We start from the raw sequence: 13,647 nt of genomic DNA on the forward strand, positions 1-13,647 counted from the left end.
ATGGGAAGTGGATGGCATGAATGGCCGCTGATGATCTTCACGGTCTTTGGTCAGTGCGTGGCGGGCGGTTTCATTGTGCTCGCGCTGGCTCTGTTGAAGGGGAATCTCAACGCTGAACAGCAGCAGCGTCTGGTGTTGAGCATGTTTGGCCTGTGGGTGCTGATGGGGATTGGGTTTATCGCCTCTACGCTGCACCTGGGTTCGCCGATGCGCGCGTTTAACTCTCTGAACCGCGTGGGGGCCTCATCCCTTAGTAACGAGATTGCCAGCGGGGCAATTTTCTTTGCCGTCGGTGGGCTGGGCTGGCTGCTGGCCGCTTTGAAGAAATTGCCTGCGGGTCTGCGCAGCCTGTGGCTGATCGTGACCATGGTACTGGGCGTGGTGTTCGTGTGGATGATGGTGCGCGTCTATAACACCATCGATACCGTTCCAACCTGGTACAGCGTCTGGACGCCGATGAGCTTCTTCCTGACGATGTTTATCGGCGGGCCGCTGCTGGGCTACCTGCTGCTGCGCGTGGCGGGCGTAGACGGGTGGGCAATGCGTTTGCTGCCCGCTGTTTCGCTGCTGGCGCTGGTGGTGAGTGCGATGGTCGCCCTGATGCAGGGGGCTGAACTGGCAACCATTCACAGCTCTATCCAGCAGGCTTCTGCCCTGGTGCCGGACTACGGTGCGCTGATGGCCTGGCGTATCGTTCTTCTGGTCGCCGCGCTGGTATTCTGGATTGCCCCTCAGCTCAAAGGCTATCAGCCGGCGCTGCCGCTGCTGTCACTGGCTTTTGTGCTGGTACTGGCGGGTGAACTGATTGGCCGCGGCGTGTTCTACGGGTTGCATATGACCGTTGGTATGGCTATCGCCAGCTAACGTTGCATTGAGTTATATCAAGCCGGGCCTGAGTGCCCGGTTTTTCTTTTTTCGATCATGAAATTTTTCGACTGTCGTTTTGTTTTAATTTCGCCCATTAATAAATAAAAACAGACACATAATTAATATCTATAGCAGGCGTGGCATTAGCAGGATAAGTTTTTTAAATCGACAGGGAACATATTGTGCGAGGCGGCTAAATCAGTGGATTGACTTTGTTTTTGCCAGTGGCATGATGCGCACGAAATCTGAACTTCCTCACGGTTTTTAATCCATGACCACCTATACCCGGCCAGTGCTTCTGTTGCTCTGTGGCCTGCTTCTGTTGACCCTGGCGATCGCAGTGTTAAATACGCTCGTCCCGCTATGGCTCGCCCATGAAAACTTACCGACCTGGCAGGTGGGTATGGTCAGCTCGTCCTTTTTTACCGGGAACCTGCTGGGTACGCTAATGACCGGGAGCCTGATTAAGCGCTTTGGCTTTAATCGCAGCTATTATCTGGCTTCGCTGATTTTCGCCGCCGGGTGTGCCGGGCTGGGCCTGATGGTCGGCTTCTGGAGCTGGATGGCGTGGCGCTTTATCGCTGGCGTAGGCTGCGCGATGATTTGGGTGGTGGTTGAAAGTGCGCTGATGTGCAGCGGCACCTCCCGCAACCGTGGACGCCTGCTGGCGGCCTATATGATGGTTTATTACGTCGGCACCGTGCTGGGGCAACTGATGGTCAGCAAGCTGCCAACCGATCTGATGAGCGTTCTGCCGTGGGTAACGGGCATGGTGCTGGCCGCGATCCTGCCGCTGCTCTTCACGCGCATTGTGAACCAGAACAGCGAGCATCAGGAAGCGACCCACGTCTGGCCGATGCTGAGACTTCGTCATGCGCGTCTGGGCGTTAACGGCTGCATTATCTCGGGGATTGTACTGGGCTCGCTCTACGGCCTGATGCCGCTCTATCTTAATCATCAGGGCGTCAGCGATTCCGGAATTGGCTTCTGGATGGCGGTCATGGTGAGCGCGGGTATTGTCGGGCAGTGGCCGATAGGCCGTCTGGCGGATCGTTTCGGTCGTCTTCTGGTGCTGCGCGTCCAGGTCTTTGTGGTGATTATGGGATGCCTTGCGATGCTCAGCAACGCCGCGATGGCGCCTGCGCTGTTTATTCTCGGGGCCGCCGGCTTTACGCTCTATCCGGTTGCGATGGCCTGGGCCTGTGAGAAAGTAGAACATCACCAGCTGGTGGCAATGAACCAGGCGCTGTTACTGAGCTATACCATCGGCAGTTTATTAGGGCCGACGTTTACCGCGATGCTGATGCAGAATTACTCTGATAATTTATTGTTTATCATGATCGCCAGCGTATCGTTTATTTATCTTTTAATGCTGCTGCGCAAAGCGGGAGAGCACCCAACGCCTGTGGCTCATGCCTGATTAATTAAAAGCCTGTCGATGACAGGCTTTTTTGTCCCTGTCACAACTAAGAGTTTTACTTATTGTTTGTTTATTACGCCAGGCGATAATTCATGTGAGTCCTACCACTATAAGGCAGCAATCATGTCTATTCGTCGTTTTTCCGCTACCGCACTTGCCGTAGTGTTGTCTTTAACGTTTGCAACGGCTCCGGTCATGGCTAATCCTGGTAACGGGAATGGCGGTGGTCACGGGAACGGTGGCGGGCAAGGTAATGGCGGTAATCATGGTAACGGGAATTCTGGTAACCATGGCAATAAGCAAAATAACGGCCAGGATAACCCTGGGAAATCGGATAAAAGTTTTAAAAGCAGTAAAGATGTCGGTAACGATGTCGACGCTCGCGTGAGCTTCGATCATGCCCGCCATCTGGCGCTGAATTATGGCTTAACGGGCTATGACTCTCTGCCTCCGGGTATCGCGAAAAACCTGGCGCGCGGTAAGCCGTTGCCTCCGGGCATTGCGAAGAAAACCGTGCCGGCCTCAATGCTGGGCCAGCTTCCTTCCTACCCGGGCTATGAATGGCGCGTGGTCGGAGATGACCTGGTCTTAATTGCGCTGAGTACAGCCATTGTGACCTCCGTTATTAACGGCGTCTTTAAATAGAATATAAAAAGGCCCGGTTCTCACCGGGCCTTTTCTTTAATACATCACCTTGTGGCCGTACTGTTCAAGAATACCTTTGACGCGTTCCATCGTCTCTTTCTTCGGCGGCTTCACGCCATCGAGTTTGTACTCTTCGCCCATTGCCACCCATTTATGTTTACCCAGCTCGTGATAGGGCAGAAGCTCAATTTTCTCGACGTTGCCCATGTCGCGGGTAAATTCCCCCAGGCGGTGCGCGGAGTCGTCATCATCTGACCAGCCGGGAACCACCACGTAGCGGATCCAGGTTTTGATGCCTTTATCGGCAATGTATTTGGCGAATTCCAGCGTGCGGTGGTTTGAGACGCCAACGAGGTTCTGGTGGATCTCATCGTTCATCTGTTTGAGATCGAGCATGACCAGATCGGTCACTTCAAGCAGCTCGTCGATAACCGGATCGTAGCGGCGTACAAAGCCGTTGGTGTCGAGGCAGGTATGAATGCCTTCTGTATGGCAGGCGCGGAACCAGTCGCGGACAAATTCAGCCTGCAGAATGGCTTCACCGCCGGATGCGGTGACGCCGCCGCCGGACGCGTTCATAAAGTGGCGGTAGGTCACCACCTCTTTCATCAAGTCTTCAACGGTCACTTCTTTACCGCCGTGCGTATCCCAGGTGTCACGGTTATGGCAGTACAGGCAGCGCATCAGGCAGCCCTGGAAAAAGGTGATAAAGCGGATACCCGGGCCATCGACGGTGCCACAGGATTCAAAGGAGTGAATGCGACCAATAATTGACATTGCGGTGATATCTCCATCATCGGCCCGTCCCGGGCCTGTGTATGCACAGCTCAAAGCCGGCTGTGTTAAGTCTGTTTTGGCTGTTATCCATTCAGTATAGATAGCGGACAAAAGAGACTGAGGTGGAGAGGGTGCTAAAAAGGCCCCACTGACGTGGAGCCTTTATTGTACGCTTGTTAACGCGTGATTTCAGTCAATTCCACTTACATGGACTGAGTGAAAGTACGGGTGATAACGTCCTGCTGCTGTTCTTTAGTCAGGGAGTTAAAACGTACTGCGTAGCCAGATACGCGGATGGTCAGCTGAGGATATTTCTCAGGGTGTTCCATCGCGTCGAGCAGCATTTCACGGTTCATGACGTTCACGTTCAGGTGCTGACCACCTTCGATGGACGCTTCGTGGTGGAAGTAACCATCCATCAGACCCGCGAGGTTAGTTTTACGCACTTCGTCGTCTTTACCCAGCGCGTTTGGCACGATAGAGAAGGTGTAAGAGATACCATCTTTCGCGTAAGCAAACGGCAGTTTAGCAACGGAAGTCAGAGAGGCAACCGCACCTTTCTGGTCACGACCGTGCATTGGGTTAGCACCTGGGCCGAATGGCGCGCCAGCACGACGACCGTCTGGGGTGTTACCGGTTTTCTTACCATACACAACGTTAGAGGTGATGGTCAGAACAGACTGAGTCGGGATAGCGTTACGGTAAGTAGTCAGTTTCTGAATTTTCTTCATGAAACGTTCTACCAGGTCAACCGCCATGTCATCAACGCGAGAGTCGTTGTTACCAAACTGCGGATATTCACCTTCGATTTCGAAGTCGATAGCCAGACCGTCTTCGTCACGAATTGGCTTAACTTTCGCATATTTGATTGCAGACAGGGAGTCAGCTGCAACGGACAGACCAGCGATACCACACGCCATGGTGCGGATAACGTCACGGTCATGCAGCGCCATCAGAGAAGCTTCGTAGCTGTACTTGTCGTGCATGTAGTGGATAACGTTCAGCGCAGTGACGTACTGTTTCGCCAGCCAGTCCATGAAGTGATCCATGCGGTCCATCACTTCGTCGAAGTTCAGAACGTCGCCTTTGATCGGTTCAGACTTAGGACCAACCTGCATTTTCAGTTTTTCATCAACGCCGCCGTTGATTGCGTACAGCATGGTTTTCGCCAGGTTTGCACGCGCACCGAAGAACTGCATTTGCTTACCAACAACCATTGGGCTTACGCAGCAAGCGATAGCGTAATCGTCGTTGTTGAAGTCCGGACGCATCAGGTCATCGTTCTCGTACTGCAGAGAAGAGGTGTCGATGGACACTTTAGCGGCGAATTTCTTGAAGTTCAGAGGCAGTTTTTCAGACCACAGAACGGTGATGTTCGGCTCCGGAGAAGGACCCATGGTATACAGGGTGTTCAGGAAGCGGAAGCTGTTTTTGGTTACCAGAGTACGGCCGTCAACGCCCATACCGCCGATGGATTCAGTTGCCCAGATTGGGTCACCGGAGAACAGCTCATCGTATTCAGGGGTACGCAGGAAGCGAACCATACGCAGTTTCATGACCAGGTGGTCAATCATTTCCTGAGCGTCTTGCTCGGTGATTTTGCCTGCTTTCAGGTCACGTTCGATGTAGGCATCCAGGAAGGTGGATACGCGACCGAAGGACATTGCTGCACCGTTCTGAGACTTAACTGCGGCCAGGTAGCCGAAGTAGGTCCACTGGATAGCTTCCTGAGCGTTGGTAGCCGGACCAGAGATATCGCAGCCATATTTCGCCGCCATCTCTTTGATCTGACCCAGCGCGCGATGCTGTTCAGCGATTTCTTCACGCAGACGGATAGTCGCTTCCAGGTTTACGCCGTTTTCCAGATCGGACTGCAGGGAAACAAACTGCGCGTACTTGTCTTTCATCAGGAAGTCGATACCGTACAGCGCAACGCGACGGTAGTCACCGATGATACGGCCACGGCCATACGCATCTGGCAGACCAGTCAGAACGCCAGATTTACGGCAGTTCAGAATGTCTTTGGTGTAAACATCGAATACACCCTGGTTGTGGGTTTTGCGGTATTCGGTGAAGATTTTTTTCAGCATTGGATCCAGCTCGCGGTTATACGCTTTGCAGGAACCTTCAACCATTTTGATACCACCGAACGGGATGATTGCGCGTTTCAGTGGTGCTTCAGTCTGCAGACCAACGATTTTCTCAAGGGCTTTGTTGATATAGCCAGCATCGTGAGAAGTGATGGTGGAAGCAACGGAGGTGTCAAAATCAACTGGCGCGTGAGTGCGGTTTTCCAGTTTAACGCCTTCCATTACGCTGTCCCACAGCTTGGTGGTCGCGTCAGTTGCGCCAGCCAGGAAGGATTCGTCACCTTCATACGGGGTATAGTTTTTCTGAATGAAGTCACGTACGTTTACTTCATTCTGCCAGTCACCTTTCGCAAAACCTTCCCAGGCTGTGGCTAACTTTTCATTAAGCTCGGACATGTAACACCTACCTTCTTAAGTGGATTTTTTATTTACTGCCTGAGAAAACCATCAATGATGATCGTCGCCACGCAGGTAAATGACCCAGTATGTCAACCCAACTAACAGACCCCCACCGATAATGTTCCCGATAGTGACAGGGATCAGGTTATCAGTAATGAAATTCATAATAGTCAGGTGAGAGAAACTTTCCGGGGATGAACCAACTGCGGTCCAGAACTCCGGGCTCGCAAAGTCGCGGATGACAATGCCCATTGGGATCATGAACATATTCGCGATACTGTGCTCAAAGCCGCTGGCAACAAACATCGCAACCGGCAGAACCATAATTAAGGCTTTGTCCATCAGGCTACGACCCGAGTAGCTCATCCATACAGCCAGGCAGACCATCAGGTTAGCGAGGATGCCGAGAGCAACGGCTTCGATAAATGTGTGGTGCATTTTGTGGTCGGCGGTTTGCAGGACGTTAAGGCCCCAGCCACCGTTGGCGGTCATGTACTCGCCAGAAAGCCACATCAACAAAACAAAGAGCAGACAGCCAACCAGGTTACCCACGTAGACGTTAAGCCAGTTACGTGCCAGCTGACCCCAGGTAATTCTTCCGCTGGCCTTTGCCACGACAATCAGCACCGTTGAGGTGAAGAGGTCGGCGCCGCAGATGACGCAGAGAATCAGACCCAGTGAGAAGCAAATGCCGCCAATCAGTTTGGCCATGCCGAAAGGCATTCCGGCAGTACCGGTGGTGGCGGTGATGTAGAAGACGAAAGCGATAGAGATGAACACACCAGCCGTGATCGCCAGATAGAACGTCTTCATCGGGTGTTTCGTTGCTTTATAGACACCCGCTTCTTCGGCAACTTTGGCCATCGCAGCAGGGAGTAAAAGATCAAAAGGGTTGTCAGCTTTCACACTAACTCTCTCTTTATTAAGTCGGCGACGAGATACTAACAAAGCATTATAGAAGAGAAATTGATATAGATCATATCTCGCCTGGCTTATAGGCCCGCAGTGTGTATGGTTTTACAACAAATGCGGAGTAAGTAATTGATTATCAGTATAAAAATAAATTTTAAAAGTTATGAAAAGAGTTGAATTTTTTCGTTCGGCCACCCCTGGCGCAGTTAATTAATATGGAGTATTTACCATAAAAAGTAACAGTAAAGCCCAGGTAAATATTATTATATTTACCCATGTTTAACTTTATTATTACAATCAACAGTCATTGCCGAAGAAAATAAAAAACGGGGCAATGAAATTGCCCCGTAATATAGCCCAGACGATTGAATACGCCTACTGCTGGTAATGTTATGTGCGCTTATTTTAACCAGTAAGCGGCTTTTGCTTTCTGCAGCTTTTCGTAGGCCTTCAGCAGCGATTGATGCGCCGGGAAGGCTTTCAGATCGCTATCAACAGCCTGCAGGCCATAGAACGGCGCTTCGCCGCTCAGAGCCGCGCTGGCTGCTTCTACGGCCTCAGCTCCGTACATACGTACGAAAGCATTCAGGTATTGCAGCGGCTCGCGGTCCTCTTCCTGGGCCAGCAGCAACAGGGTTTGCAGGCAGCGGTAATAATTGGTGCGTTCGGCAGAGAAGACAGACTGGTTGAATTCCATGGTCCACTCGGTCCAGGCCAGGGCCTGATCCAAATCGCCACCCGCCAGGGCCAGCATCGCTTTCAGCTCACCGATGCGCAGGGTATACCAGCCGTTGTCTTTACCGGTCGCCAGACCCAGCAGTTCGCGTACGCGGGTGAAGTCATCGTGGCCTTCTTCGTCCAGTTGGGCGATCAGGTTCAGATAATCTTCTTTCTCCCACTCGCTGCCCGGCAGAGCCAGCAGCGTTTCGCGCAGATGGGCACCCATGCTGTTGTTCGCCAGCCACAGATCTTCAGCCGGGTAGATGTCGGACATGCCCGGAACGATAATGCGGCACGCGTAGACGCCAAGATGTTCGTAGTCGGCAATGTAGACTTCCTGATCTTCCGCGTCGAAGATAGCCATCAGCGTGGCGAACTCTTCTTCCGTGGTACCGGCAAAGCTCCAGTCCACGAACGGATAGTCGGCGTCCTGCTTGAACATATCCCAGGAAATTAAACCGCTGGAGTCAATGAAGTGGGTTTCAAGGTTGGTATGCTCGGCCACTTCTTCATCGTCAAACGTTGGCGGAGTGAAGACGTCGAGATCTTTCAGGCTACGGCCCTGCAGCAGCTCGGTAACGGTACGCTCCAGCGCCACGCCGAAGTCAGGGTGCGCCCCGAATGAGGCGAAGCAGGTGCCGTTGGTCGGGTTAAACAGCACCACGCAGATAACCGGATACTTGCCGCCCAGCGAGCCGTCGTAGGCAAAGATTGGGAAACCTTCTGCTTCGAGCTTAGCGATGGACTCCACTACGCCCGGGTAGCGCGCCAGCACGTCTGCCGGAATTTCAGGCAGGCTGATGGATTCAGCGATGATGCGGTTTTTAATGTGGCGTTCAAAGACTTCAGACAAACCCTGCACGCGCGCTTCATTGCGGGTGTTACCGGCGGACATACCGTTGGACACATACAGGTTGCCGACGATGTTCATCGGAATATACACGGTCTGCTCGTCAGACTGACGGGTGAACGGCAGGGCGCAGATCCCACGGTCTTCATTGCCAGACTGCAGATCGATCAGCATGCTGGCGGTAAGTTCGTTTTCCGGATCGTAGAAAGCACGCAGGCGCGCGTCGAGAATACCTTCCGGCAGTTCGTCATCTTCGGTCAACGGGAACCATTTTTCATTTGGATAGTGAACGAACGGGCCGTTAGCGATGGTTTCGCCCAGCCAGAAGTCAGCGAAGAAATAGTTGGTGGACAGACGCTCAAAATACTCACCCAGCGCAGAGGCCAGTGCCGCTTTTTTTGTCGCGCCTTTACCGTTGGTAAAGCACAGGGCACAGTCTTTATCGCGAATATGCACGGACCAGACATGAGGCACCGGATTGAGCCAGGAGGCTTCTTCGATGTTAAAACCCAGGTCGGTCAGTTTCTGCTGGAAGCGAGCGATGGAATCTTCCAGAGCGGCGTCTTTGCCGGGGATAAACGTTTGAGTCATGGCGTTCACTTTTATCGTACGTAAAGCGCGCAATGATACGGGTTTTGCGTGACGGGTGCTATCTTCGGCGAAAATAAAAGGCTGGACTATGCTTAGTGGCAGTAACTGACTGTTAAGGCATAGAAAAATGAAAGCATTTGATCTCCAGCGGATGGCGTTTGATAAAGTTCCTCCTGAATTTCTGGGCGAAGTGGCGCTGCGTAGCCTGTATACCTTCGTCCTCGTCTTCCTGTTTCTTAAAATCACCGGCCGCCGCGGCGTGCGGCAGATGTCGCTCTTTGAGGTGTTGATCATCCTGACGCTGGGCTCGGCGGCGGGGGACGTCGCCTTTTATGACGATGTGCCGATGGTGCCGGTGTTTATCGTTTTTGTCTCACTGGCGCTACTTTACCGCCTTGTCATGTGGCTGATGTCGAAAAGCGAAAAGCTGGAAGATCTGCTTGAAGGGAAGCCTGTCGTTATCGTCGAGGACGGACAGCTGGCCTGGGAAAATGTACAAAGCGCCAATATGACCGAGTTTGAGTTCTTTATGGAGCTTCGCCTGAACAGCGTTGAACAGCTCGGGCAGGTGCGTCTGGCGATCATGGAAACCAACGGGCAGATCAGCGTCTATTACTATTCTGACGACGAGGTGAAGCCGGGACTGTGTATCCTGCCGGATATGCTCATTGAGCGTTTCAGAACGGTACCGGAATCAGGCGAGTATGCTTGCGTACAATGTAGCCATGTTGTCGCGATGCAGCCGGGGGATCGCCAATTATGCCCCCGCTGTGCAAATCCGGAATGGACGAAGGTTAGCCGGGCCAAACGCATTACCTGACAGCCATTTTGTCGGTTTTGTCTTAGCGAGGCGGCAGATTGTTTTGTGTGACGCGGGGCACATTTCACGGGTCATAAGTTTTAGACATTGCGGCGCGTGTCACTGAATGATAAAACCGATATCCACAGTTATAACTTATGGCTTTTAGCGTGGTGAGGGGAAATGGCTCAAGTCTTTAATTTCAGTTCAGGTCCGGCAATGTTACCGGCAGACGTGCTTAAACAGGCTCAACAGGAACTCTGTGACTGGAACGGTCTCGGTACGTCGGTGATGGAAATCAGCCACCGTGGTAAAGAGTTTATTCAGGTGGCGGAAGAGGCAGAAAAGGATTTTCGCGATCTGCTGAATATTCCCTCGAACTACAAAGTATTGTTCTGTCACGGCGGTGGACGCGGCCAGTTTGCAGGCGTTCCGCTGAATATCCTCGGTGACAAAACGACGGCTGACTACGTTGACGCGGGTTACTGGGCAGCAAGCGCCGTTAAAGAAGCGCATAAATACTGCACGCCGAATGTTATCGACGCCAAAGTAACCGTTGACGGTCTGCGCGCCGTGAAGCCAATGAGCGAGTGGCAGCTTTCCGATAACGCAGCGTATCTGCACTACTGCCCGAACGAAACCATTGACGGGATTGCCATCGACGAGACGCCAAACTTCGGCAGCGATGTCGTGGTTGCCGCCGACTTCTCCTCCACCATTCTGTCTGCGCCAATTGATGTCAGCCGCTACGGCGTTATCTATGCGGGCGCGCAGAAAAATATCGGCCCTGCCGGTTTGACTATCGTCGTCGTGCGTGAGGACCTGCTGGGTAAAGCGCATAAATCCTGCCCGTCGATTCTCGATTACACCGTGCTCAACGATAACGATTCGATGTTCAATACCCCACCAACGTTTGCCTGGTATCTCTCCGGCCTGGTCTTCAAATGGCTGAAGCAAAACGGCGGCGTGGCGCAGATGGACAAGGTCAATCAGCAGAAAGCTGAACTCCTGTATGGCGTGATCGACAAGAGCGATTTCTACCGCAACGATGTGGCTAAAGCTAACCGTTCCCGCATGAACGTGCCGTTCCAGCTGGCGGACAGCAGCCTGGACAAAGTGTTCCTGGAAGAGTCCTTCGCGGCAGGCCTGCATGCGCTCAAAGGTCACCGTGTCGTTGGCGGCATGCGTGCCTCCATCTATAACGCAATGCCGCTGGAAGGCGTTAAAGCCCTGACGGATTTCATGATCGACTTCGAACGTCGTCACGGTTAATTTGCTGTTTTTCACCCCCGCAGCGTCCCTGCGGGGTTTTTATTATGTTTAGTTGAGAGTTTAGTTTTCATGGAATCCCTGACGTTACAACCTATCGCGCGGGTAGATGGCACCATTAATCTGCCTGGTTCAAAAAGTGTCTCGAACCGCGCTCTGCTGCTGGCAGCTCTGGCAAACGGCACCACCGTCCTCACAAACCTGCTGGACAGCGATGACGTGCGCCATATGCTCAATGCGCTGAAAGCGTTGGGCGTTCATTACACTCTCTCCGACGATCGTACCCGCTGCGAAGTGACCGGCAACGGCGACGCGCTGCGCTCGGGCGAAGAGCTTGAGCTGTTTTTGGGCAACGCGGGTACCGCGATGCGCCCGCTGGCGGCGGCCCTGTGCCTGGGTAGCAACAACATTGTGCTGACCGGCGAGCCGCGCATGAAAGAGCGTCCGATTGGTCACCTTGTGGATGCTTTGCGTCAGGGCGGCGCGCAGGTTGAGTATCTTGAGCAGGAAAACTATCCGCCACTGCGTCTGCGCGGCGGTTTTACCGGCGGTCACGTCGAGGTGGACGGCAGCGTCTCCAGCCAGTTCCTGACGGCACTGCTGATGACCGCGCCGCTGGCACCGCTGGATACGGTTATCACAATTAAAGGTGAGCTGGTCTCCAAACCGTACATTGATATCACGCTGCACCTGATGAAAACCTTCGGCGTTGAGGTGGAAAACCAGTCCTATCAGCGCTTCGTGTTGCGCGGGGAGCAGCAGTACCAGTCTCCGGGCAACTACCTGGTTGAAGGGGATGCGTCATCCGCGTCCTACTTCCTTGCCGCGGGTGCGATTAAAGGCGGCACGGTAAAAGTGACCGGTATTGGCCGTAACAGCGTGCAGGGCGACATCCGTTTTGCGGACGTGCTGGAAAAAATGGGCGCCATTGTCACCTGGGGCGATGACTTCATCTCCTGTACCCACGGTGAGCTGAACGCCATCGACATGGACATGAACCATATCCCGGATGCGGCGATGACCATTGCCACGGCGGCGCTGTTTGCCAAAGGCACTACCACGCTGCGTAACATCTACAACTGGCGCGTAAAAGAGACGGACCGCCTGTTCGCGATGGCGACCGAGCTGCGAAAAGTCGGTGCCGAGGTGGAAGAGGGCGAAGACTACATTCGCGTGACCCCTCCGGCAAAACTGCAGTTTGCGGAAATCGGCACCTACAACGATCACCGCATGGCGATGTGCTTCTCGCTGGTGGCGTTGTCAGACACGCCGGTTACTATTCTTGATCCGAAATGTACGGCGAAAACCTTCCCGGACTACTTCGAACAGCTGGCACGCATTAGCACGCTGGCCTGATAACGTATTGCCGCATCGCCCGATGCGGCATTTCCTTACGCTTCATTACGAACACCTCCGCTCATTTCTTCTACACTCTGCTTCAATCATTCCGTAATTTGCACGCAAAGGTAACAGTTGCGCACGTTGGCGCGTATAATGCGCGGCGTTCATATAAACGGTATGCCTTATTTAAGGAGAAAAAGATGACGGCAGTTGCCCCGGTAATCACCATTGATGGGCCGAGTGGCGCAGGGAAAGGTACTCTGTGCAAAGCGATGGCGGAAGCATTGCAATGGCATCTTTTAGATTCGGGAGCAATCTATCGCGTGCTGGCGCTGGCCGCGCTGCATCACCATGTGGATGTCGCGTCTGAAGAAGCGCTGGTTCCGCTGGCTGCGCATCTGGATGTGCGTTTCGTATCGACCGATGGCAACCTGGAAGTCATCCTTGAAGGGGAAGACGTGAGCGGCGAAATCCGTACGCAGGAAGTGGCTAATGCGGCCTCTCAGGTCGCTGCGTTCCCGCGCGTTCGTGAGGCGCTGTTACGTCGTCAGCGCGCTTTCCGTGAAGCCCCGGGGCTGATCGCTGACGGACGCGATATGGGAACGGTGGTATTCCCTGATGCGCCAGTGAAAATTTTCCTTGACGCCTCTTCGGAAGAACGTGCTCAACGCCGCATGCTTCAGTTGCAGGAAAAGGGGTTTAGTGTTAACTTTGATCGCCTTTTATCCGAGATAAAAGAGCGCGATGACCGCGATCGTAACCGCGCCGTCGCCCCACTTGTTCCTGCAGAAGATGCATTAGTTCTGGATTCAACCAGTTTAACTATTGAGCAAGTGATTGAAAAAGCGCTACAATATGCGCGCCAAAAACTGGCACTCGCGTAATCGCGACCGATTTAGCAGTACCCCCGCTGCAATGGATTGACGGCGGGTATGTGAAACAACCCCATCCGGCACGGAGCCAGGTG

The 13,647-nt window shown here is 53.4% G+C and carries 11 protein-coding genes; 7 read left to right on the forward strand and 4 right to left on the reverse strand.

All coding sequences use genetic code 11. The features are described 5' to 3' along the window. The 3 genes from ACOTZC_RS00950 to ACOTZC_RS00960 all read left to right on the forward strand — a co-directional run bounded on the left by ACOTZC_RS00950 (position 1) and on the right by ACOTZC_RS00960 (position 2,932). Positions 1–864: a dimethyl sulfoxide reductase anchor subunit family protein gene (locus ACOTZC_RS00950; protein WP_045404119.1), complete on the forward strand. Its 864-nt coding sequence runs from the start codon at positions 1–3 to the stop codon at positions 862–864. Positions 865–1,138: 274 nt separating this feature from the next. After that, a complete protein-coding gene (locus ACOTZC_RS00955) occupies positions 1,139–2,287 on the forward strand; it encodes an MFS transporter (protein ID WP_045404121.1) in 1,149 nt (382 codons plus the stop codon). A gap of 123 nt (positions 2,288–2,410) precedes the next feature. Next, positions 2,411–2,932: an anti-virulence regulator CigR family protein gene (locus ACOTZC_RS00960; RefSeq protein WP_045404123.1), complete on the forward strand. Its 522-nt coding sequence runs from the start codon at positions 2,411–2,413 to the stop codon at positions 2,930–2,932. A gap of 36 nt (positions 2,933–2,968) precedes the next feature. Here the strand turns inward: ACOTZC_RS00960 and pflA are convergent, their stop codons facing one another. From pflA to ycaO, 4 genes are all read right to left on the reverse strand, one after another. Further along, entirely contained in the window at positions 2,969–3,709 is a 741-nt protein-coding gene (gene pflA, locus ACOTZC_RS00965) for a pyruvate formate lyase 1-activating protein (RefSeq protein ID WP_047173346.1), read from the reverse strand. Positions 3,710–3,912: 203 nt separating this feature from the next. After that, positions 3,913–6,195, reverse strand: a complete 2,283-nt coding sequence (gene pflB / locus ACOTZC_RS00970) for a formate C-acetyltransferase (protein ID WP_023310992.1) — start codon at positions 6,193–6,195, stop codon at positions 3,913–3,915. Positions 6,196–6,246: 51 nt separating this feature from the next. After that, a complete protein-coding gene (focA, locus tag ACOTZC_RS00975) occupies positions 6,247–7,104 on the reverse strand; it encodes a formate transporter FocA (protein WP_008499974.1) in 858 nt (285 codons plus the stop codon). A 406-nt stretch (positions 7,105–7,510) separates the two neighbouring features. Next, entirely contained in the window at positions 7,511–9,271 is a 1,761-nt protein-coding gene (gene ycaO / locus ACOTZC_RS00980) for a 30S ribosomal protein S12 methylthiotransferase accessory factor YcaO (protein ID WP_164554872.1), read from the reverse strand. Positions 9,272–9,398: 127 nt separating this feature from the next. Between ycaO and ACOTZC_RS00985 the strand changes: the two genes are divergently transcribed. The 4 genes from ACOTZC_RS00985 (at position 9,399) to cmk (ending at position 13,564) form a co-directional block, all read left to right on the forward strand. Further along, positions 9,399–10,091, forward strand: a complete 693-nt coding sequence (locus ACOTZC_RS00985; RefSeq protein WP_063408042.1) for a DUF421 domain-containing protein — start codon at positions 9,399–9,401, stop codon at positions 10,089–10,091. Positions 10,092–10,253: 162 nt separating this feature from the next. Next, a complete protein-coding gene (gene serC / locus ACOTZC_RS00990) occupies positions 10,254–11,342 on the forward strand; it encodes a 3-phosphoserine/phosphohydroxythreonine transaminase (RefSeq protein ID WP_029739497.1) in 1,089 nt (362 codons plus the stop codon). 69 nt (positions 11,343–11,411) lie between these two features. Continuing rightward, positions 11,412–12,695, forward strand: a complete 1,284-nt coding sequence (gene aroA, locus ACOTZC_RS00995) for a 3-phosphoshikimate 1-carboxyvinyltransferase (RefSeq protein WP_421635549.1) — start codon at positions 11,412–11,414, stop codon at positions 12,693–12,695. Between the two features lie 185 nt (positions 12,696–12,880). Next, positions 12,881–13,564, forward strand: coding sequence for a (d)CMP kinase (gene cmk / locus ACOTZC_RS01000; protein WP_013097305.1), 684 nt, complete (start codon positions 12,881–12,883; stop codon positions 13,562–13,564). Positions 13,565–13,647 lie beyond the last annotated feature (83 nt).

Source organism: Enterobacter cloacae complex sp. SHL009, assembly GCF_049237205.1.
Taxonomy (GTDB): Bacteria; Pseudomonadota; Gammaproteobacteria; order Enterobacterales; family Enterobacteriaceae; genus Enterobacter; species Enterobacter cloacae_M.